General features: G+C 32.0%; 15 protein-coding genes. 4 read left to right on the top strand and 11 right to left on the bottom strand.

Annotation, left to right across the window (positions count from 1 at the left end; translation table 11 throughout):
* Positions 1–13 precede the first annotated feature (13 nt).
* Positions 14–2,698: an S-layer homology domain-containing protein gene (locus P3X86_RS16995; RefSeq protein WP_483293923.1), complete on the bottom strand. Its 2,685-nt coding sequence runs from the start codon at positions 2,696–2,698 to the stop codon at positions 14–16.
* Positions 2,699–2,843: 145 nt separating this feature from the next.
* The gene (locus tag P3X86_RS17000; protein WP_483293924.1) at positions 2,844–9,263 is read right to left on the bottom strand and encodes an IPT/TIG domain-containing protein; all 6,420 of its coding nucleotides are present in this window, start codon (positions 9,261–9,263) and stop codon (positions 2,844–2,846) included.
* Between the two features lie 400 nt (positions 9,264–9,663).
* Here P3X86_RS17000 and P3X86_RS17005 point away from each other — a divergent pair, with 400 nt between their 5' ends.
* A complete protein-coding gene (locus P3X86_RS17005; RefSeq protein ID WP_483293925.1) occupies positions 9,664–10,224 on the top strand; it encodes an S-layer homology domain-containing protein in 561 nt (186 codons plus the stop codon).
* A 285-nt stretch (positions 10,225–10,509) separates the two neighbouring features.
* Here P3X86_RS17005 and kamE read toward each other — a convergent pair whose 3' ends face one another.
* The 9 genes from kamE to P3X86_RS17050 form a co-directional block, all read right to left on the bottom strand.
* Complete coding sequence (kamE, locus tag P3X86_RS17010; protein WP_483293926.1) at positions 10,510–11,268, bottom strand: lysine 5,6-aminomutase subunit beta; 759 nt, start codon at positions 11,266–11,268, stop codon at positions 10,510–10,512.
* Positions 11,268–12,821, bottom strand: coding sequence for a lysine 5,6-aminomutase subunit alpha (kamD, locus tag P3X86_RS17015; RefSeq protein ID WP_483293927.1), 1,554 nt, complete (start codon positions 12,819–12,821; stop codon positions 11,268–11,270). Before kamD ends, kamE begins: the two co-directional genes overlap by 1 nt.
* A 3-nt stretch (positions 12,822–12,824) precedes the next feature.
* Positions 12,825–14,468: a lysine 5,6-aminomutase reactivase ATPase KamC gene (gene kamC / locus P3X86_RS17020; protein ID WP_483293928.1), complete on the bottom strand. Its 1,644-nt coding sequence runs from the start codon at positions 14,466–14,468 to the stop codon at positions 12,825–12,827.
* Positions 14,465–15,514 carry a lysine 5,6-aminomutase reactivase subunit KamB gene (kamB, locus tag P3X86_RS17025; RefSeq protein ID WP_483293929.1) on the bottom strand — a complete coding sequence of 350 codons (1,050 nt, stop codon included), beginning with the start codon at positions 15,512–15,514 and terminating at the stop codon, positions 14,465–14,467. Before kamB ends, kamC begins: the two co-directional genes overlap by 4 nt.
* Entirely contained in the window at positions 15,515–16,792 is a 1,278-nt protein-coding gene (kamA, locus tag P3X86_RS17030) for a lysine 2,3-aminomutase (RefSeq protein ID WP_483293930.1), read from the bottom strand.
* Between the two features lie 113 nt (positions 16,793–16,905).
* Positions 16,906–17,943, bottom strand: coding sequence for an L-erythro-3,5-diaminohexanoate dehydrogenase (gene kdd, locus P3X86_RS17035; RefSeq protein WP_483293931.1), 1,038 nt, complete (start codon positions 17,941–17,943; stop codon positions 16,906–16,908).
* 119 nt (positions 17,944–18,062) lie between these two features.
* Positions 18,063–19,466 carry a sigma-54 interaction domain-containing protein gene (locus P3X86_RS17040; protein ID WP_483293932.1) on the bottom strand — a complete coding sequence of 468 codons (1,404 nt, stop codon included), beginning with the start codon at positions 19,464–19,466 and terminating at the stop codon, positions 18,063–18,065.
* Between the two features lie 50 nt (positions 19,467–19,516).
* Positions 19,517–20,440 carry a DALR anticodon-binding domain-containing protein gene (locus tag P3X86_RS17045; RefSeq protein ID WP_483293933.1) on the bottom strand — a complete coding sequence of 308 codons (924 nt, stop codon included), beginning with the start codon at positions 20,438–20,440 and terminating at the stop codon, positions 19,517–19,519.
* Positions 20,441–20,448: 8 nt separating this feature from the next.
* A complete protein-coding gene (locus tag P3X86_RS17050; protein ID WP_483293934.1) occupies positions 20,449–20,865 on the bottom strand; it encodes a YwiB family protein in 417 nt (138 codons plus the stop codon).
* A 597-nt stretch (positions 20,866–21,462) separates the two neighbouring features.
* On the opposite strand from P3X86_RS17050, the gene arcA reads away from it, so the two are divergent.
* The 3 genes from arcA to arcC are packed head-to-tail and all read left to right on the top strand — an operon-like array spanning position 21,463 to position 24,709.
* Positions 21,463–22,698, top strand: a complete 1,236-nt coding sequence (gene arcA, locus P3X86_RS17055; RefSeq protein WP_483293935.1) for an arginine deiminase — start codon at positions 21,463–21,465, stop codon at positions 22,696–22,698.
* Positions 22,699–22,754: 56 nt separating this feature from the next.
* Complete coding sequence (argF, locus tag P3X86_RS17060; protein WP_483293936.1) at positions 22,755–23,750, top strand: ornithine carbamoyltransferase; 996 nt, start codon at positions 22,755–22,757, stop codon at positions 23,748–23,750.
* Between the two features lie 20 nt (positions 23,751–23,770).
* Positions 23,771–24,709 (top strand): carbamate kinase, encoded by a 939-nt coding sequence (arcC, locus tag P3X86_RS17065; protein ID WP_483293937.1) that lies wholly within the window; start codon positions 23,771–23,773, stop codon positions 24,707–24,709.
* Positions 24,710–24,968 lie beyond the last annotated feature (259 nt).

Raw genomic sequence — 24,968 nt, forward strand, 5'->3', positions numbered from 1 at the left:
CACTCCTTATGTCCTATTTTATTAACACTATATCTCCTCGTCCATTTTTCCTGAGTATATATAATTTATCACCTTTCTTAACATGATCAAATCCAACTATCTTACCATCTTTTATGAATATAGCTTTTTGTGCCATTAGATAAAGTGAAGCGTTGTTTAGATTCCATTTGTTTGTAAAGAAGCTATAATCCTTTACATCTTTCAACTCTAATGTTATGTTTGCTTTATCTATATCATCTACTGTAGCTATGGTTACTACTTGAGACTTTGTAGAATTATCTATGATATTCATTGCCAGCACCATGCCATTGTACTCCACCGCATAGGCATATTTCTTATAGTAATTGTTAGGATCAGAGGATTTCAAATGCCTACTATTTAGAAAAGCATCTACTGTTACATCTACCGCTTGCGCCTTTCTAGTATCTATAATCTTTGTATCATTACTTATATTGAATGTTGTCTGCTTTTTCTCTTTCTGCCACTTGTTGTCCTCTAGATAATATATCTTATCTAAATCTATGTTGTATTTGTTGATTTCGTCTATTCTACCTCTATATACTACTAGTCCATTTGCATCCTCTTCTAATACTGATATGAATGCTGCATGAGGGTTGTTAACTCCATATGAATATACTAATATGTCGTCTCCTTTTGATAGATTGTATGGGTGTATTAATCTGTTATTCTTGACTATAATCGTACTATCATAGTCAAAACCTATATTTCTATACTCGACCCTTAGAGTATTTGAGCCATACTCTATCTTTTGTATTGAGTTATCATATTTTGTCTCATAATTATTCTTAACTATTAGTTTAATAGCTTCGTCTTGCCCAAAGTTCTTTTGAACTGCTATATAAGCTTCTTTGCCCTTATAGTTCTTTAACTCTTCTAATGATAAGCTTACATTGCCAACATATATCTTACAACCTTGATTTATTTGAAGGTCTTTTTTCCCTTCTTCATTCATCCAACTACCGTGGTTGTAGCGTTTAATATCTCCTAATATAAGCTGTTTACGCATTGTATCTACATCTTGCAATTCTACTTTATATAATGCAGAAATTTGTATATCTGCTGATGATATCGTGACCTTTGATGGCCTATTCGTATTGTAATCATCAAATTCTAGTCTTAGTAAATCTCCATCTTGTATTTTTTGAAAGTCTACGTTGTTACCATCTTTAATTATATTTGCATATCCATCTATAATGAAATTTTTAACTTCATTAGGTGTAGCTAATGTTACCTGCCCACTATATTTATCTTTTGATAATACTTTTCCTGTTATTATTTTATCTCCCTTTTCTATATATCCTTCTTCTCCTATTTCTAGGTTACTTGATATACGAGATATTTTGTTGTTTGTAACTTCTACTGATACTTCTTGTCCATATAATAAATCTTTTGCTAAAATACTATCCCCGTTTACTATTATATTTGCTCCTTTAGCTAATTCATATTTATACAGAACATCGTTAAAATCTTTAAATGATATATATCCTCCCTCTACCTTTTCTATAAATCCAGTGAGATTTTGTACTGAGTTTGCAAGTCTTTCTACTAAAACTGCCCTATTATCGTTATCTATATAGTATCTAACTGTATCGCCTATTTTTAATCTATTCATGCTCGAAAGTCTGTTGCCATCTATTACTATAAAGCCTTTAGAAGTATTGCTACTTCCAGCTTCCTGCACATGTATGTTTTTAATACTTACATCATCAGCTATTGTAAATACTTTCACCTTAGCTGTGTATGTCCTGCCAGTTAATCCATCTGTTTGTTTAGATATGGCTTCTTCTATATTTTGAATAGTTGCCGTATTAATTTGATAACCGTTTTTCACCATTATCGGCCTTGCTATTTTGTACAATATCTTTGTCATCTCCGCTCTGTTGATTGAGTCTTTTGGTCTAAATTGATTCGTATTATTTCCTGATATTATTCCATTTTGAAGTACTGCTTCTATCAACGGAAGATAACTTGGCGTTATTTTAGAGTAATCTTTTAATGTGTATATTTTTTGCCTTTTACTTCCAACTATTGGCTTTAGGCCTATTGTTCTTGCAGCAAATACTGCCACTTGTTCTCTTGTAACTGATTTTTGATATGTATATTTTCTAGTTATTTTTTCTTTCAGTTTAGCTCTAATATTTGCTAGCTGTATTTGTGTAATTTGCAAATTAGCATCATACCTAGCCATCTGGGTGTCTATTTCATCTTCTATTTTATCGGAGGTGCTTTGGTTTGTTTTTGTAATCGCGTTTATTTCTTCTTGTGTTATAATACCTTTGTTTTTTGCTACATCTACATAGCCTTTTACGTAGTAATCATGAGCTGATAATATGTTATAACCTGCTGTATCTGTATTATTGTTCATATCTTGGCCTCTTTTTTGTGCCTCTTCTTCGAGTCCAAGAAGTCTAACTAATAGTATCAGTGACTGTTCATATGTTAATTTACCACTTGGATTAAAACGAGAACTTCCTGCACCCTTTATTATTGACAATGCACTCATTGTATTGATATACTTTTCAGCCCAATGCCCCTTTATATCACTAAAACTAATATTTTTCTTTAAGCTATCATAGGATGTAATACCATCTATAGCTTGTCCAACCTGTGCATATACTGTATTAATTGCTAGTACTGTTATTAATACTATTATTACTAGCTTACTACTTTTAACCATGCTAACACCTCTTCTGTTTATTATCTAATATTTTACATCAAAAGGGGCTGTCTCAAATTTATTTGTTGAGTTGCCCCTTTTGTTGTAACAAGATAAATACGATTTATATACTGAACACCGAATATATTTTGTTACAACTCTCTCTTTATCTATTATATATAACTATTAATTTTTTGTCTTCTTTTATTGCTATATTTATTACATATTTTGCAGTATCATTGATATGTTCCATCACGCTTGATACTTCATATGACTCTGCTTTTAGCTTGTTTGTAGGTTCATCATAGCTCATTATACTAATCTTATTTTGTTTTACTTTATTTGTATCAACTAGCATACTAAACGTAAAACCTTCTAACATTTTGAGTGTACCTTTATTTTTGCCTTCTTGTAATACTACATTTACATCATATAGCTCTGACACTGATTTCTGTTTTCTTGATAGTCCTTTTGTCACTCTTGCCTTTTCTCTAGAATCTACTTTATCTATATTGATTATTACATTTGTATCCTTTTCTTTATATAGATGTTTGTAAGCATTTACTTTCATATTGACTAATGGAACGTGAAGTTTAAAATCATCTTTTTGAACATAAATATACCCTTTTCCTGCTAGTATTGCTTTCATAGGTATGGTTATAGACAATTTGTCGCTCTTCCTATATACATCTCCTCTCAAATCAAGGATGTACTGCCCTTGAGAGAATGTTTCTGGTAGTTTAACTGATATACTGTCTTGATTTATTACTGTTTTAGTATTTTCTTCTACTACTTCCTCATATTTGTCGTTTCCTTCATCTTTATTTTCATTAAATGTTCTACAATTAGCATATGCATATTTAGCTGATTCATCATATTTATTTACTGACCATAACTTGAAGTAATATCTAGTGTTTGGCTCCAAATCTCTTAAAAAATATTCACAGTCTTTAGTTTCTCCTATATACGAATACTCTCTATCTCCTTTTGTTTTTCCAAAAATCTTATAGGTCTGTGCTCCCTCAACCTTGTCCCATTTTAAAACTACTGATCTTTCATGACCTGGTTTTGCTATGAAACCTGTTGGGTCAGTTGGCTTTGGAACTACGTATTTTATCCCATTTTTTACTGTTGCTACTCCACCATCTTTATTAGTTATTGTGACATCTTTGAAACCTAAATCCTTCATAGTTGCAACTGGTGATTCTACAACTATTGTATTGGTATCTATTACTTCAACTTTAGGACAAACTAGATTGCCAAATTTCACTTCTAATCCTTGTATGAACTGTGTTCCTTTTATTGTTACTTTTTGACCACCTGTTATAAAAATCTCATTTGGTGTTATACTGTTTGCATCTATTGTGGGAGTTGAAATATATTCAAAAGCCTTTTGTTTTACGCTACTTGTATTGTAGTCTATATTTTCAACATAAACATCAACTAATCCTACTATATTACTTGCTGGAACTCTAACTACTAGTTTGTTTATGCTTTTTTCTAGTATTTGCGCTCCACTTCCACTTGCACTATACCCAAATATAACTTTTATATTGCTTGCAAAATTTTTACCTTTAATTATAACTGTATATCCACCAGTTGCACTACCCTTTGCTGGTTCTATTGTATCTATTATCGGTTCATCACCACTGATGACTATATATCTATAATATACTTTTATATTCTCTGTTGTTGCTCTAGCTCCATCTTCGTTTTGTACCTCTATCAAATACTCTCTGCCTGTCTGTAGGTTTGTGTTCATTTTATGAGGTTTAACTAGTATTTTATTTTCATTTAAGTATTGGAAATCGTCCGCCTTTAGTGGATAACCTCCTATTCTAACTGTTATACCCTCCTGGATAAATTGTGTTCCCTCAATATAAAATGGCTGTCCACCTGTTGTTGGCGCTTGTATTATAAGTTTACCACTCTCGATTTTAAATGGAACTCCTGTTACTGCTGTAATCGTTGGATTACTTATTGGGTTTTTGTATATATATTCCATAGCGTTAGAGGCATTATCAGGATTTTCCATAACTACATCTACTGTTCCTACTGTATGATAGTTTGGAGTTTTTGCTAATAGCTGTGATGCATATTTTAATGTTACATCTTTTGAATACCCTCTTGTAACTATGAGCCTTCCATCTTTAACTTCATATTTAATATACTCATATCCAACATAGTTTGGCTTTGTTGTGTCAATATTTTTAAGCTCTACTACATCAAGATATTTGGTTTCATCATTATAGACATATTTTTTCCTGTATGTTTGATCTCCTTCTTTTATGGTTGTAGTAAGGTCTATATTTCCTGTGCTAGAATCTAATACATAATCTACTGTCAATCCACCGTTTAGTTCTATATGCGTCCTGCCATTTATTATTCTTCCAGAATTAGCATGGTCTTTTGGTAACTTTGCATTAGATATACTGCCAAATCTCACTAAATATAAGTTTTTTGTAGTCGTTACTGCTGGATTATCATCAAATATATCTATCAAACTCTTTTTAAACCCACTCCCCATAATATCTACAGCTTCATTTCCTTCTTTTTTACCCATTTTAGGTGTTATCAAGGAAATAACTGGGTTGGATTTTTTATATTTATAAGGCACCGAATTCGATTTTCCTGAATCGTTATTTATCACACATAAATCAACTGTTTCTGCTTTCGTATGTTTTGGTGCAATTACTTGTATATATCCTGTTGCTGAGTTAAATGCAACTATTTTTGCTCTGACATTACCAAAGTACACTTTTGGGAGAACTGGTGAATCATAATAATGTGTATATTTATCATGCACAAAAGGTAATTTGTATCTAGCATCTACATCGTCTTTATTGTTCATATTGTCCCATTTTAAGTCTTCATCTAAATCATCATATTCAAAATTTGCTTCACCTATATCTCCTGTATATGGTTCATGGAATCTAAAATCATATCCGAAGATATCGACTATCTCTCCACCTGCTGCACTACCTTCTTTTGGATATATTTCTTTTATTCTTGGTACACTGTTAGCTATTATATATGTGAAACCATCATCTTTTACTGCTTTTCCACCATCTTCGTTTACTATAACTACTGGTACAGTTTTTCTATCTGTCGTAAAATCTTCACTTACATCTCCTGGATACTTTGGTACTATTACTGTCAACTCTCTCATATTGTTGCTTAGAGTTACATCTTTATCAGCTATTCTTACCCCTGCTATATATACTGTACTTGTATCTTGGAATTCTTCTCCAGATATCACTATTGGTGTACCGCCCTTTGTAGTTCCTTGCTTTGGTACTATGTTTATTATCCTTGGGTTTGTTGTAGGGCTTTTATAGTACATGAATCCATCTTCGCCTGTTTTTGTATCACTTTTTGTGTCTGGGTTTTTAACGGTTACATCGTACCACTTTTGTATCCCCAATGGTGGCACTAAAAATCTTATTTCTTTTTTATTCACTACTTTAGTTCTATGCCCTGTTATAAAATTGTTTGCATCAAAGTAATACAGTGTTTCTATTTCTAGTACTAGTTCGTTTGCATTTCCTCTGTCTATAAATATCTGTTTCCTATTTGCATCTATTTCAAAGCTATATTTAGTGCCATTTTTTATTGCTACTAAATTCCCACCATCTATACCAATACTGTACTCTGTATCGTTACTATTACTTATCTTTACTTTTCCTTTTTGATCAACAAATATTTTAAAATATTTGTTTGCGCTATTTCGTAAATACAAACTATCAAAATAGTCTGATACAATGATTTTTTTTGTTCCATTTTCAAGTTTTTTTATTGATATTACATCATAGTTAAATGTTGCTTTTAGATTTACTCCATCTATTGTTATGTTATTGTCTGTAACTGTTACTGCTACATTTGTCCCATTTTTTTGACATGTATAATTACCTGCGCTATCAACTTTTATCACATAACTATTTCCACCTCTTGTTAATACAGCACTTCCCTGTGAATCTACTCTAAAGGTATATATATTATCAGGTGAACCGATTTCAGCTATTGTGGCATATTCCTTATATTTAGATATTCTTAGCTTATAGTCTTTTACTTTAATCAACTTTTCTGTGTTTAATTCAGGCAATGTATATGATATTGGCTTTTCTGGTATGTCTGGATTACCACTGTATGTATTCACATCTTTACCATCTAATAATATTCTTGTTCCTATTAAATTGTATATTCCCATACCAGCTACATCGTCTACTGTTAAATCCGCTTTAAAAAAGTTATTTCCTTTGACTACTACTAGCGTCCCTTTAGATCCTTTATTTGGGCCTATTGAGTTTATTTTCGGGTCTTGATTTGCAGATTTTACATATACAAATTGCTCACTATCAGAACCTCCATCTGGATTTATAACCTGCAACACCGTGATTCCTTCTCTTCCTTTTGGTGCTGTGAATGTCAATGTACCTTCTGTTGTTGCTGGATCTGTATCTCTTACTACTCCGCCTACTTCTTTACCATCTATATATACTTTTATACCATCTAAAAAGTTAGTACCTCTAACTACTATTTTTTCTCCACCTTTTATAGTAACTATATTTGGACTAATCTTGTTTATTTCTGGACTATTTATCGCTTTTATAAATTCGATACCTGTATCAGCGTCATTTTTTGAAACCAATGGTCCATTAGTATTTCCACCTTTTATTGGGTTTGCTATTGCAACTGCCGACTGTACTCCTATTAATCCTTGCTTTATCTGTCTACCCGCTGGAATTTTAACTATTATTATCGTCCCTGTTTCGTTGCCTGCAACTCCATCCACCTTGTTTCCTGTCTTATCTAAAATCTCGTATGTTGCACCAGGTATTGGATTGTTATCTGCATCTACAACTTCTGTTTCTGCGCCTACTCTTTTTAGTGATATCTCTCCATCACCAGGAGTTGTACCGTTAGTTCCTAGAACTACTATTGGGTAATTAACTTTAACTGTACCACCTGCATCTGTATAACTATATACTTTAAAATTCTTACCTTGCAAAGCTATGACTGTATCTTCTTTGACTGTGTATGGTCCTGTTCCCTCTACCTGTACTTTATTTGGTGATGTCTTTGTTATCTCTGGTGCTACAAAGCTAGGTACAAATTCGTAAGCATCCTCCTTTACTGCTGTTTCTGTAAAAACTACTGTTCCCCCACCATTTAAATGTATCGTTGTTTTTATCTCTATTATTACATCTTTTATTGGATCTGCAAGCTCACTATCTGATATTGGTTTTGTTTTTACCAATAGCTTATCAAAATCTCCACCACCATCATCAAACTTAATTGCATTTATATCTGGAAAATTTGTTGTTCTACCTATTGTAACTAACAATTCTCTCTCAATATTGTCAACGTCTCTTGTGTTGTATTTTATTCCTGTAGCATCATAAGTTAGTTTTAGCTTTTCACCATCTATCACTTTATTGTCATATTCTAAATTACCTCCACCTGTTACCTGCAAGCCTTCTATGTTTAATTCATCCATATACTTACCTATTATATTTACATTTGACCCTGAATCTGGTCCTGATGAAGGTTGTACAAATTGAATTTGTGGAGATATGTCTGCATCTATAACTACAAACTCGCCTATTATTTTCTGTTTTATTACATACCCTGTCAGATCATCCGTATCGTTTGTTCCTTGCGATATACTATTAGTCAAAACTACTTTATAAGTTTCTCCTGTAGCTAGCGAATCTGGAACTTTTACTTTTATATTTTTGTTATCCACACTTTTAAAATAATCCCTTCCTTTGTTACCATGCTTAAATGCATCTGTTATATCCTTCATAAAAAATACTGAATAGTCCTCGTTAAATGTATCTGTAGTACTTACAGATATTTTTGTTCCTGGTTTACCTTTGTTCGGAAAAATCGTTATGTTAGTCGGGTTAACTGTTATATCGTCATATATACGAAATGCATCTATGTATCTGTATGACAAACTCACATTTACACCTGATGATGTATATTGTTTGTCAACTCTTATATCTTGCAAACCTAATCCTAAATCTACTGGTACTAAAGCTTCTCCAGTAGCTCCAGCTGCTTTTAATATTGCTGACAAATCCTTATGTGTTAGTGTATTTGTATACTTAACTGTAATTTTGGGATTTCCAGAAGTAGGTGTCTGGTCAATCTTACTAAAGTTTTCTCCTGTTATCTTTATGTTGTTATTTTTCTTTACTAGTTTAGGATCTACAGCTTTAATTTCTGGCATATCTGTTTCAAATATATCATACGCTACTCCATTTACAAAAAATCTAGATCCCATTTCTGCTGGATTTATTTTATATTGTACTGAAAATGAACCTGTCGAAGTAGGAGTCAAATCCACTATAGCTCCTAAGTTATTTTGTATCTTTGTATTCAATGTATTTAAATCAGTTCCTAATATCGTCAAGTAGAACACACTTGGTGAGGCAAATCCACCCTCATATGTTTTTACTATCTCAATATTATTTATTACTGGCGTAGCAGCATATACCTTTATTGCACTCTGAGGAATCAAACCTATTAACATCAATATTATCAATAATATACTAAAACCTCTTTTTAGACACTTATTCATTGTTACCTCCTCTTTATCGAAAGTTTACATTTATATCAAACAATTAAATTACACTTGTATTACTTGATTTATTTTATTACGCTTTCATTACATTGTTATCTTTACCTCTAAAAAAACAGTCTACCTATTGCATCGGCATATTTATTCCATATCTTTATTACTATATTGTTACACTTTGTGTTTCCTTTTTGTTACGTATTTTGATAATTTCTATAGCTATTTTATACTAAATTATGGCTTTATCCTTAAATATTTCGCTATATAATACAATTTCCCTCCTATTTACCTATGATTTTATGTTTGTGTTTCTTGCAATTATGAGCTTTTAACTGTAATCAAAATGAAACATACTTCTCCTTTATCTTTTGATATAATAATAACTAGTTGGAGGTGAAACCGTTTGAATAAAAATAGAATAATAATTGTTGCCCTATTGATGCTAATAATTTGTTGCAATTTTATATATGCAAGTGATGTTAGCAATGTAATCGAAGCAGGAAATAAGCTAAAAACCTTGGGATTATACAAAGGTTATAAAGACGGTAGCCTAAAGTTAGACAATAACATAACTAGAGCTGAATTTGCCACTCTCGCTATGAGATTAATATGTGGAAAAACCAATGGAGATTCTAGTAAGACATTTACTGATATTGATTCTCATTGGGCTAAATCCAGTATTAAAGCTGCTACAAGCGCAGGTTTGTTAAAAGGATATCCAGATGGGACCTTTAAACCAAATAGTAAAATTTCTAATGGTGAAGTTTTAACTGTTCTTGTAAGACTTCTCGGATATGATAGTAGCCTTGATACTAATAAAAAATGGCCTGAAAACTATATGTCTAAATCTCAGGCATTAAATATTTCTAATAGCTCTACTAATGCAAGTGTTATGTCTACTAGAGGTAATGTAGCTGTTTTTATTGATAAATGTTTATCTATAAAAATGAAAAAGGCTTATTAATTTTCCGACTACATATAATTTAGATCTCAGCAGAAGGAGTAAATTTATATACTCACTGTTGATATAACTCCTTAATAGTTTTTCAATAATTTATAATTTGCGAAGAATTATATAATAATCTCCTTCCTAAAATTATATAAATATTACAGTAAGTCTTGTATTCCGGTATAGGCTTGCTGTTTTTTTGTTTATTTTACAACTATCTTATACATGAAAAGAGGGTGTATCTAAGATACACCCTCTTTAAGCTGAAACAATCTATTCCTCATAATATTTAAAACTATTTTAAATTAAATCTCTGTTTACTATCTCTGTCACTACAAATGTTGCCACATCATCAGCATAGCTTCCCGTTGTGAATCCTGCGTCATATCCAAGCTCTTTTGCTAATTCATGTGATAATCTTGGTCCTCCGCAACATAGTACTATTTTATCTCTTATCCCTTCTGCCTCCATTAACTCAACCAGCTCTGTAAGATTTGGTATATGGACATTTTTTTGTGTTACTATTTGAGAAACTAATATAGCATCTGCATTTACTTCTATTGCTTTTGCAACAAGTTCTTCGTTTGGAACTTGACTACCCATATTAACTGCGTTAACCATTTTATATCTCTCAAGTCCATAGTGCCCTGCATAACCTTTCATGTTCATAATAGCATCTATGCCAACTGTATGCGCGTCTGTACCTGTACATGCACCTACTATTGTAATATCTCTTTTTATGTTTTTCTTGATATAATCTTCTACCGCGTATTTGTCCATTGTTTTAACATCTACTTTTGGTACTTCTATTTTAGTGTAGTCCACTGTATGAATACAGTGACCGTAAACTACAAAAAAAGTGTATCCTCTTCCGAGTTCTTCGTAATGAACTACTTCCGGTTCATTAAGACCCATTTTCTTTGCTAATATTTTGGCTGCTTCTTTTGCTTCATCTCCATACTCTACTGGTAATGTAAATGAAGTCTGCACCATACCATCATTTAATGTATCTCCATATGGTTTTATTTTTGTCAAATCAACTTTTTGCACTTCTGACATTACCTAGCACCTCCAACCATCAGCTTTATAAATGGATTGTAGTATTTGATATCCTTTTCTACTACTCCATCTAATCCTTTTCCACCATCTCTTGGTCTTTTTACTGATGCGAATTTACCCTTTTCTATTGTTGGGAATAAACCTTCACTCTCTATTTCTTTCAATAGCTCTTCTGCTTTTTTGAGTACGTGCTGAGCTCTTGATTGTATCAATCCATCATTTTTGAACTCTATTTCATCACCTATGCTTCTTGCATTATTAAATATATACTGAGCATTTTCTATAGCTAGTTTTCTATCATGTAAGTGAGGTGTGTGAATAGCTTCTGTCATCATACCTAATAGTTGAATTCCTTGATTTGTCCAAATTGATATCAGATTAAATAAAGCATCTTGTACATGCCCTTTAAATATATTACCTGTCATGAATTTTGTTGGAGGCATATATTTTAATGGTGCTTTAGGAAATATCTCTCTTGCCATTTGAGCTTGTGCTAGCTCTAAAAGAAATCCATTCTCTATATTTGGATTCATCTCAAATGCATGACCTAACCCCATTTGCTCTTCTGGTATTCCTGCTTTAAGCGCAAACTGCTCATTCATAAACTGTGATGCTAATACCGTATGTGCTTCTTCTACTGCATCAGCAGTTGTTAGGTAGTTGTCTTCTCCTGTATTTATTATAACACCTGCAAAGCCATTTATTATCCTTGAAAAATACTGATCTACTAATGTTCTCTGCATATTTATATCTCTAAATAATATTCCATATAATGCATCATTGAGCATAACATCTAATCTCTCTAATGCTCCCATAGCTGCTATTTCTGGCATACAAAGCCCTGAGCAATAATTACATAGTCTTATATATCTACCTACTTCTTCTCCTACTTCGTCTAGAGCCTCTCTCATCAATTTGAAGTTTTCTTGTGTTGCATACGTTCCTCCGAACCCTTCTGTTGTTGCACCATATGGAACATAATCAAGTAAACTCTGTGCTGTTGTTCTTATAACCGCAATTACATCTGCACCCTGCCTAGCTGCTGCCTTTGCCTGAACTATATCTTCATATATATTACCTGTTGCTACTATTACATAAAGATATGGTTTACTGCCTTCTCCTACATTTTTTATAAAATCTTCTCTTACTTTTCTCTTACTTCTTATATTATCTGTTGTAATTTTTGCTATGTCATATATCGCTTCTTTTATGTCTTCATCTGAGACTATCGGTAATTTGGTAAGCTCTATTTCTCCTTCACTGACCTTTACCGCTATCTCTTGAGGAGATAGACCAGTGTTTACAATAGCGTTACCAATCCAATATGCTACCCCTAATGATAGCACTCCTGCATCTTTTATGTTATCCACTACTACGTTTGATAACGGTTTTTCTATTTCATCGACTCCATCTATGCCTAGTAATCTTGCTATTGTTCTTTCTACTGAGACTGTTGTATGCATATCTATAAATTCCTGCATATCTTCTGCAATATTTTTTGCTGCATTTCTAGCACTTTCTATAATGTTTTTGTCTAAATTCAGCTTGCTCATGTTTCACTCCCCTTTATTGCTTTTCTTTGATACTATATCTCTAGCATGTAAAATAATACTTTCTTTTAATCCCATCAGCTTCGCTATGTTGATTGCATCTTTAGGTACTTCACTTACATTTGTAACTTCTATTAATCTATAATCCATTAAATCTCTTATATTATTTATATCTTTTGTTGATTCTACTAAATATTCTAGTTTTTTATAGTCTACATTTTTGAGTCCTACAACTTGAAGATGCTTAACCCCACTACTATTTGCTATATTGTCAAAATGTGTTGTGATTATACTAATGCTATTTTGGTCTATCAGGTACTTAACTATAGCTTTTGATATCGCATAACCCTCGTTTGGATTAGTCCCACTTGCTAGCTCATCTATCAATATTAGTCCTCTATCTGTAGCTTTATCTATAGCCTCATTAATCCTATGGATTTCTCCCCCAAAAGTGCTGAGTCCCATATCTGTTGACTGCAAATCTCCTGTTGATATAAATATAAAGTCATGAAGTGATGTCTGCATACTTTTGCAAGGAACAAACAATCCATATTGAACCATCATGCAAAGCAGTCCTATAAGCTTCAGTGATACTGTTTTCCCTCCCATGTTTGCCCCAGTTATACACGTCACTCTATCTTTTATATCAACACTTATCGGAATATATTTTCCACCTTTTTTGTTCATGTCTTCAGCGATTTTTAGATAAGTTCCATCTTCTATTCTTATACTATGACCAGTGATTAGTGTTGGTCTTACACTATTTGTGTCTATAGCTAGCATAGCCTTTGCTATCGTCAAATCAAGCTTCGCTAAATGCTCAAAATTAGTTTTGAAGACATCTTTATGATAAGCTATCTTATTTGATAAATACGTCCTAATTTTTAATTCTTCTTGCTCTTCTTTACATTTTAGTACATCTAACCGTTCTAATTTATCTTTAATCCCCTTTGTCAGTTTCATCTTATATCTATAGCTAACCGGTGTTTCTGATAAATACTCAAAATAATCACTATTTGCTATTTTCTCATATAGCTTTACATCTTCTTTGAGTATTGTTATCTCTCCAGTGATGTTTATTCTTATTTTTAATTCGCTGTTTATTTTATCTCGTTGTTTTTTGTTTTCCTTTTTTATTAATTCTGCTAATCTTCTTTTTTCTGTCCTGATGTCTGTTAGTTCTATTGAGTATTCATCATATATAAAGAATGTTTTTATACCATTTTTCTTTGGATCTAATAGATTATTAATATCTTTTATTACGTGAACTTTTACACTTTCATCAATATCTGCTTTTAGATCTTCAATTTTTTCGTTTAACTGGGTTATTAAAAACATAAAGCACTTAATCTCGAATAACTCCACTATTGTCAGAGGTAAAGAGTTAGCAGCTCTATCTATTGATCCTCTTATATCTTTGATGTGATATAATATTGACTTGATTTTTCTATACTCTTTGGAATTTATATTTATTAGATTTATCATATCCTTCAATATATCGAATTCTTTTTTAAGCTCGTGTTCTTCTCCTCTTAGGTATGGCTTTATAGAATTTTTCATATCCCGCCCATACGGAGTCGCTACTTCTAGTTTATCTAATATATAATCAAAACCCAATAAGTCTTTGGTCATATTATCTGCTAATTTCAATTTATATCACCACCATAGTTCTGCTGTATTGCCTCTTCTAATATTACATCTACAACAGGTATATCTTTAATACTTGCTCTCATTCTTGTTAAAAACTCTTTTGGATTGAAATAGTATCCTTTTGGCGAATACGGATTTAATGTTACTGCTCTAACATTTATTTTATTTAATACTTTAACATTAAGATTTCTACTTATAACCTGAGTCCACTGCTTATGATTTATAAATACTCTAGTGCCATCTTTTACAACTAATGTAAATCCTCTATGTTTTGTACTGTTTATCATGTCTTTTGCCATTGCACTAGTTAAACTCCCTGGCAATATTACATGTGTTGTATCCTCTTTAACCTTTGATGCTATCACTTTACCACTTGAAAGCGCCGTTTTAAGCTTTAGATTATCTACCTTTAGCTGTTTGTTTATTATTATTACATCATCATCTTGCTTTATGAGTTCCTTTATCTTTTGCTCTACTTCACCCATTTGCATTAACCTAATCTTATGCGCTGTTTCAGTTATGACTTTATTTATGTCTCTATCAAGTACTGCCCCACACGAAATAACTGTCCCATCAGATATTGATGATGCTGCTGATGATATTCTGTCTATGGATCCATCTATCAGTACTAAATCCACTCCAAATTTAAGCATTATATCAGAAACTACTCTAATATCATTATTAGTCTGTGGCCCAGCTATTTGAACATTTCCTTCTTCTATTATTCTAGCCAACACTACATATCCCATCGGTGTTGTAAAGTTAGTCGTATATACAATCTCTAACTTTGCGTCACCGTTTTCAAACAGCCTATCTGTCGTTGTGATAATTGTTCCCTTTGGAACAAATACTAGGGGTTTATGTGTATTGGTCAGCACATCCTTTTCCTCTCCATCTCGTCCTGTGGATGTCACCCCTAGCGTTATGGTTTCTTTTAAGCTATCCTGTATTAGCTTATTTAATGTCACTGTTTTACCTGCATTTTTGGACATACCAACTATCGATATAGTTTTACTATCTTTTCTTACCATGCTTAGTAGTGACATTTAATCGTTTGTTCCCCTTGCTAATAATTGTTTTTTCGCTCTGTCATTTCTAAGTAGCTTTGAAGGCTCTAATGATATGTCTTTGTTATGCATCAATCCTGCTACTCCTGTGTATATATGATCAGCTTCATTCTCTATTGTATCTAGGTTTTCTGGTCCTTCTATATACTCTGGCTCTGAATACGTTGTTATAACTCCCTCAAAGTTTCTGAGTATAACCTTATTTCTTGACATTGACACTATATAGTTAGGCATAACTGGTATCTTTCCGCCACCACCAGGAGCATCTACCACAAATGTTGGCACTGCGTAGCCTGATGTGTGTCCTCTAAGTCCTTCCATAATCTCTAATCCTTTTGATACAGATGTTCTAAAATGTGATATTCCCATTGACAAATCACACTGATATATATAGTATGGTCTAACTCTTATTTTTACTAAATCTTGCATAAGTCTTCTCATAACATTAACGCTATCGTTTATACCTCTTAGTAGTACTGATTGATTTCCTAATGGTATCCCTGCGTCTGCTAACTTTCTACATGCCTCTATACTCTCTTTTGTTATCTCTTTTGAGTGATTGAAGTGGGTATTTAACCATATCGGATGATATTTTTTAAGCATGTTAACTAAATCGTCTGTAACCCTTTGTGGTAATACTACTGGTGTACGAGTTCCTAATCTTATTATCTCTACATGAGGTATCTCTCTTAGTTTCTTTATAATGTATTCTAATCTCTCGTCTGATACAAGTAAGCAATCTCCTCCTGATAATAAAACGTCTCTAACTTCTGGCGTATTTCTTATATATTCAATCAATCTATCAATTCTATCAACTGGTAACGCTACATCATTTTGTCCTGCAAATCTTCTTCTAGTACAGTGTCTGCAGTACATTGAACATTGATCTGTTATTAATAGTAATACTCTATCTGGGTATCTATGAGTAAGTCCTGGCACTGGAGAATCTGTATCTTCGTGCAATGGGTCTAACATATCTGAAGATCCTACATGAACCTCGTCTATTATCGGCACTGCTTGCATTCTTACTGGACAGTTTCTATTATCCTTATCCATTAACAATGCATAGTATGGCGTTATACCCATTCTAAATTTATTAAGAACTTCTTCTATGTTTTTTTCTTCTTCCTCAGTTATATTTATAATCTGCTTTAAATCTTCTACTGTATCTATTCTATTTCTAACCTGCCATCTCCAGTCATCCCATTGCTCCTCTGTAACGTTTTCCCATAGTTTTACATCTTTGAATGTTCTCAAAATATAACCTCCTATATTGACCTAAATTATCTTTCTAATTACATAATCCCTCCAAACTTACTTGTAACTTAGAAAACTACACCGCATTCATTATCGTTTCTAATAATTCAGGTTTATGCATACAATTCTTCATATATTTTTCTTAGAGTCATACTTTCTCTCATTATTTGTAATGCTATTTCAGCGTGCCCTTTTGTATATCCATTACCAACAATCATAGTTGTATCTCTTCCTACTCCTTCTGCTCCTAGGGCAGCTTTTGTAAAGCTTGTTGCCATACTAAAGAAATATATTAATCCATCATCTTTTGTTGCTAATATGCTCGACATTTCTGTGTTTGGTATGTTTACGTTATTTATTGTTATATCTGCCATTTGACCATTTGTAGCTTCACTAATTTTATTAAGTACGTCTACTGCATCTGTTGCATCTGCCTTTATATATACATCTGCTAAGTTTGCTTTTTTAACTCTCTCTAAACTCTTTTCGTTATGACCTAAGCATATAACTTTTCCTGTTACTCCTACTCTCTTTTTAGCTTCATAAAGACATAACATTCCCGATTTTCCTGCTCCACCTATTACCAATACTGTATCTCCTGGTTTAACTAATTTTGCTGTTTGTGCTGGTGCTCCTGCTACATCTAATACTGATAGAGCTAAATTCTCTGGTATATCGCTTGGTATAACCGCATATATCCCACTTTCAAATAATATAGCTTTTCCTGTTATATCTACTTGATCTATATCTTTTCTAACTTCGTGTATCTCATCTATTCTAAGTGGAGTTAATGACAACGATACTAATGTTGCTATCTTGTCACCAACCTTTAAATCTATTTTTCCTTCTAAAGCAGAACCGATCTTTTCTACTGTTCCTATAAGCATTCCACCCGAACCTGTTACAGGATTTTGATGCTTACCTCTTTCTGCTACTATCCCTAACATAATTTCTTTTATCTTTTCTATGTCTCCATTTGCTTGGTCTTTAATTTGCGTAAAGCTTGCTGAATCAATGTTCAGTGTTTGCACATCTATTAGTATTTCGTTATCGTATAATTCCATTTTGTTATCAATTTTAGTTGCTGGTTGTGGTAATTTACCCGCTGGCTCAATTACTCTATGTGTTCCATAAGGACATCCTTTTTTCATTTTTTTTCCCCCTCATTATACTTAAATAAATAATATCCTTTAATAATATGTGCAATTTCTATGCCAACTTTGCAATATAGTAATATACACATTTTTAAGGTAAACATAAAAAAACATGCCTAATTTTCGGCACGTCTTCTTTTTATATTATATTTAGATATTTTGTATTGCAGTGTCTGTCTGGGCACATTTATAAGTTTTGCCGCTTTTGAGGTATTCCAGTTTGTCTTTTCTAAAGCACTAATTATCATATTTTCTTCTAGCTTACTCACAGCTTCATTAAGCGAACAATTATCATACTTATTAACTGATGCACTTATACGCTTGAATTTTTGTGGCAAATGACTTTCTTTTATTTCTTCTATATCATTTAACGAAATTACTGCTTCTATCGTATGTTCTAGTTCTCTTACATTCCCTGGCCAATCATAATTTGTAAATATACTCATTACTTCTTTTGTAGCGCGCTTGGTTGATTTGTTATATTTATAGTTGCTTTTATTGATAAAGTGCTTTACTAGTAAAGGAATATCTTCTTTTCTCTCTGACAATGATGGTATGTCTAGATTAATTACACTTAGTCTATAATACAGATCATTTCTGAGCTTCTTTGTATTTATGGCGTCAATTGGTGGCACGTTTACTGCACTTATTATTCGTACATCAACTTTTATTGTCTTTAACGACCCTAGTCTTCTTATTGTCTTATTCTGTATGACTCGTAGAAGCTTTGCTTGCAGTTCTAATGGCATTGAATTCACTTCGTCTAAAAATATCGTTCCTGTATTTGCAAGTTCAAAAAGTCCAGGTCTATCAACTGCTCCTGTAAAACTACCTTTTACTGTACCAAATAATATTCCTTCTAGCAAATTGCTTGGCAAAGCAGCACAGTTTTGTGCTATAAACGGCTTATCTTTTCTCTTTCCTGTATTATGAATAGCCCTAACAAAAAGCTCTTTTCCTGTCCCTGTTTCTCCATAAATCAGCACTGGCACATCTGTCTCTGCAGCTTTTAATGCCACCTGTTTTAATTCTTTTATTGTTTGATTTTGTCCTATTATATCCATAAAAGTACAAATAGTTTCATCTTCTATTAAACCATCACTAATATCATTTTTTAAAAGCTCACTTTGTAGATCTATTATTTTTTCTGATAATTCTCTTACTTGTGTTATGTCTTTTGATATTTCTATCGCACCTTTAAGCTTATTACCTGCAACTATTGGTATGGAGGAATTAATTGTAGTTATTTTATCTCCTTTGTAATTTATAAAGGTTTGTTCTACATTGAAAACAGGTTTTCTTGTATTGATTACTTTTAATAATGTACTAGTTTCATCAGATAATGATGGGTATATATCTAATAAATGCTTATTCATTACATCGTTCTTATTAATTCTATCTAGCCTTTGTGCAGCTTTGTTGTAATATACACTATTTCCACGATTATCTATTATATGTACTCCTTCATCTATGTAATCCAATATCTCAAAAATATTTTCTCTAAAGAAAAGATCTTTCATTCAAATCCTCCTTTGCTCAATTTTCGGCACTTTGCCGATTTTTAGGCACGTTATACAATCATTAATAGCTTAACAATATCAAAATATATCTTATCAAATACCTTTAATACAAATAAAACTATCTCTATTTCTTCTTTATTTAAATCTCTGATTAAAAGTTTACTATTGTAGCTATAAAATATATCACATAGCTGTTTTAATACTGCAAATACTTTGTATGGTTCGTAGTTTTTGATTGCTTCGTTTATTGAAGTATCTATTGATAAACAAGCCTTAAATATTTCTCTTACTTCACTTTTTTCAAACAAATACTTAGATATTATGTTGCCCCAATCATATCCTTCTTTTGATAACCTATCTATAATATTATTCACTCTTGTTCCTATATAGGTCATATATTTGTATGGATTGCTAAGGTCATTTTTACAAATTTTTTTTATTTTTACATGTGTGCTTCTATTTCTGCAACATGCATAAAAAAACAACTGTGATGTTTCTATTTTATCAAGTCGTATTTCATCTACTACAAATGACTTTACATCGTATTTTTTAACTTCTACTTTTTTGTCTATCCCTTTTAACTGCATTATATTGTCCATTTGCCTTTTTATTATATATGCTCTATCAGTCAGTCGTTTGTTTTCAACTTTTAAATTACTATTTTCATTTATTAAGCCATTATCAATTATATAGTAACCATATTCCTTAAACCATTCATTTGTAAATACAAAGTTAATAAATCCCGGTTCTTTGAACTCCATTTTGTCTATATTGAACTCATCATAACATATGTTTGATTTGATTTTGTTATAAACTTCTATTGGCTCTATATTGTTTGCAGTTGAATATTTTAGCGCTATATTACTCATCATATGTCCATGCTCAAATAATTTTGGTACATTTATTTTGGCACTGATATCTGTATTTAGAATTTCTTTAATTCTATTAAGTAATTCTGTTGATATGCTATACATAGTCATTCCTACATTATCTCTATTGATAATGCATTATTACTTTCGGCTACTTCTGCTATGTTTAATCTATAAAATACAGATATATTTCCTACTCCACTATCTGATATATTTGCATTTAGCTTACTAGTCAATACCTGCAATGTCATTTCTCCGTATGCTGTGGCATACTCTGATTCGTGTCTTTTTCCCTCTTCAAATATAAGTTTTGATTTATTACTTCCATATCTTTTCATTTGTATTTTTTCATCTTGTATTTTTAAGGTCGTTGTTGAGCCATCCATTCCAGAGATTTCTGATTCATTATATACTAAGTAATATGCTCCTTTTTTTTTGTAGAATTTTCCCTCTGTAACGAATTCTATTACATTTTCTTCTCCCTCTAAATCTGTTTGCTTCCCTATTATTTTTAGTCTTACGTCTTTCACTTTGTATCTCCTTTCGATTGTAGCATAAATCTATTTTAAAGTAAGTTCATAAATTATTTTTAATTATCCTATCTACATTATATATGTATAGTTTTTACTTGTATAGATTTATCTATTATGATTTTTTGGATTCTTAATTAATGTGTATAAGTTTTACTTATTAATAATATCTCCGAATTTTCACATGATAGCCATACTTATTTTACAACATTTTGCATTTTGTGATATTTTTCTTGATGTAATTTTATTTTTTAATATTTATAAATATTAATTATAATTATACGCTATTTCATCAATAAGATATGGAGCCTGTTTATTTTCCAATGTTTCAGATAAAATGTATATTTATGTTTTGTTTTTTTATGCATGTTTTTTATATTTATAATGTTTCTAACAATTTGACATAGTATAAAACTGGGTTTATAATGATGTTAAAGGATTTGTTCTACTATGTTTTATACATGTTTTATTCACAATACTACACATGGACATGGTGTCTATACTAGAGTGTAATAGGATAATCCTTATAAATTTAGGCAATTTCATTTCAAATTTTTATTTATATATATACATTTTTATTCATAGAGGGAGGATATTATGTTTAGCAAGAAAGCATTGAATGTTACATCCGAAATAGGAAAGTTAAAAACCGTACTACTTCATAGACCTGGTAAGGAAATCGAAAATTTAACTCCTGATTTAATGGAAAGGTTACTTTTTGATGACATCCCTTTTTTAGAGGTTGCTCGTCAAGAACATGATGCATTTGCTGATGTACTAAGAGACAATGGTGTTGAAGTATTGTATCTTGAAAAACTAGCTGCTGAAGCTATTAGTGATCCTGCTGTCAGAGAAAAGTTTGTATCTCAATTTCTTGATGAAGGAAACATCAGAGGTATTGGTTTAAAAGCTACTTTAAAGGAGTATTTATCAAAATTTGATAATCAAGAATTAATTGATGTATCAATGGCTGGTATTAGAGTTACTGAGCTACATGACTTTAAACCTGTTTCTCTAGAAGAATTTACTTCTACTAATTATCCATTTGTTTTAGATCCTATGCCAAATCTATACTTTACTAGAGATCCTTTTGCAACTATTGGATCCGGTATTACCTTAAATCATATGAGGACTGTAACAAGAAATAGAGAAACTATTTATGCAAAGTACATCTTTGATTACCACCCAAGGTTTAAAGATTGTGATGTGCCACTCTGGTATGACAGAAATGAAGAACTAGCAATTGAAGGTGGCGATGAGCTGATTTTAAGTAATAAAGTTTTAGCAATTGGTATATCTGAAAGAACTGATGCTGGTGCTATTGAAAAATTTGCTACAAAAATATTTTCAAGTGATGAAGGTTTTGAAACTGTACTAGCATTTGATATCCCTAAGAAAAGAGCCTTTATGCATTTAGATACTGTTTTCACTATGGTAGACTACGACAAATTCACTATTCATCCAGAGATAGAAGGACCTCTGACTGTATTTTCTATTACAAAAGATGCTTCTGCTCCTTCTGGATTAAAAATAATTAAAGAAGAAGCTACTCTAGAGGAAACATTAAAAAATCATCTTAACCTTGAAGATGTTACTTTAATCAGATGTGCTGGTGGAGATCCTATTGATTCTGCTAGAGAGCAGTGGAATGATGGTTCTAATACGCTTGCAATTGCACCTGGTGAAGTTGTTGTTTACGCAAGAAACCACGTGACCAATAGGTTACTTGAGGAAAACGGTATTAAGATACATGTTATACCTAGTTCAGAGCTTTCAAGAGGTAGAGGTGGCCCTAGATGTATGAGTATGCCTTTGTTTAGAGAAAATTTATAATAAATTATTTATAAATACAATTCATTACAAATGTTATTTTGAGGAGGAATTTAAAAATGCCAGTTAATTTAAGAGGAAAAAGTTTTTTAACATTATTGGATTTTACGCCAAAGGAAATAAAATTTTTATTAGATTTATCTAGAGATTTAAAAAGAGCAAAATACACAGGAACTGAACAAAAAACTATGGAAGGCAAAAATGTTGCCTTAATTTTTGAAAAAGCTTCTACGAGAACAAGATGTGCTTTTGAAGTTGGAGCTATGGATCAAGGTGCCGGAGTGACTTATTTAGGACCAACAGGTAGCCAAATGGGGAAAAAAGAATCTATTGCTGATACTGCAAGAGTACTTGGGAGAATGTACGATGGTATAGAATATAGAGGATTTTCACAAGAAAAAGTTCAAGCTCTAGCTAAATACTCAGGAGTACCAGTATGGAATGGATTAACTGATGAATTCCATCCAACTCAAATATTAGCTGACTTCTTAACTATAATTGAGCACAAAGGACACTTAAAAGGCATCAAATTTGCATATGTTGGAGATGGAAGAAACAACATGGGTAACTCTCTAATGATTGGTGCAGCTAAGATGGGAATGGACTTTAGAATAGTAGCTCCTAAGGAATTGTTCCCAGAAGAAAAATTAGTAGCTCAAGCAAAAGAAATAGCAAAAGATACTGGCGCTACTATTACTTTAACAGATTCAGTAGAAGAAGGAACAAAAGGAGTAGATGTAATTTACACTGATGTTTGGGTATCTATGGGTGAGCCAGAAGAAGTTTGGGCTAAGAGAATAGAAATGTTATTACCTTATCAAGTAAATATGTCTATGATAAAAAACGCTGACGAAGAAGTATTGTTCATGCATTGTTTACCAGCATTCCATGATTTAAATACTACTGTTGGAAAAGAAATATATGATAAATTCGATATTGACGCAATGGAAGTAACTGATGACGTGTTTGAAAGTAAGCACTCTGTAGTATTCGACGAAGCTGAAAACAGAATGCATACTATAAAAGCTGTTATGGTTGCTACTTTAGGTAATTAGATTTAACAGGAGGGATTTCAATGAAAAAAGTTGTTGTTGCTTTAGGTGGAAATGCATTACAAGAAAGTGGCAAACCTGCTACTTCCCAGTCTCAACTGGAAGTTATAAAAAGTACTGTTGTTTATTTAGCTGACATGATTGATGAAGGTTATGAATTAATTATAGCCCATGGTAATGGCCCACAGGTAGGTAGAATCGTTCTGCAAAATGAAGCTGCAAACGATATTACTCCTGCTATGCCTTTTGATGTATGCGGATCTATGAGTCAAGGTATGATAGGCTACCATTTACAACAATGTTTAGGTGATGAATTAAAGAGAAGAGGAAATAATACCCCTGTAGTTTCTTTAGTTACACAAGTAGTTGTATCTAAAGACGATGAAGCTTTTAAAAATCCTACTAAACCTATTGGCCCTTTTTACACTAAGGAAGAAGCTGATAAGTTAGTTAGCGAAAAAGGATATGATGTTGTTGAAGATTCTGGCAGAGGTTATAGACGTGTAGTCGCTTCTCCTATGCCTGAAAAGATAGTAGAACTGAACTCTGTGAAAGCGCTTATTGATGCAGGTCATATAGTGATAACTGTTGGCGGTGGAGGTATCCCTGTTGTTCAAGATAAAAATGGCTTAACAGGTGTTGCAGCTGTTATTGATAAAGATTTAGCTTCTGAGAAATTAGCTGAAGATTTAGATGCTGATATGCTTGTAATCTTAACAGCAGTTGATAAAGTTGCTATCAACTTTGGAAAACCTGATCAAAAGGATTTAGCTGATATCACTGTCAAAGAAGCTTATGAATATATTGAAGAAGGACACTTTGCTCCAGGAAGTATGCTTCCTAAGGTTAAAGCAGCTATTAAATTTGCAGAGTCAAAGCCTAACAGAAAAGCACTTATTGCTTCATTAGGGAAAGCCAAAGAAGCTTTAAAAGGTAATAGCGGTACAACTATACATCTATAGGTAATTGATTTTTAAATCAACAAAATTCATAGGAAATCACTGGTATAATACTAGTGATTTCTATGGTTTTTTGACAATTATATATTTTAACGCTTTAAATCGTTGCATTATATTAATATATTTTTCAAAAAATATATAATTATTTTATTTTGACAAATAATAATATTACAAAGTAATTCTCATTTTTATCTGTTAGTATAAAACAATCATTGTATTTATAATATTGTAAAATAAATAATTTTTATTTTTATACTGTTTT

Source organism: Abyssisolibacter sp. ZYX002 (genome assembly GCF_056892235.1).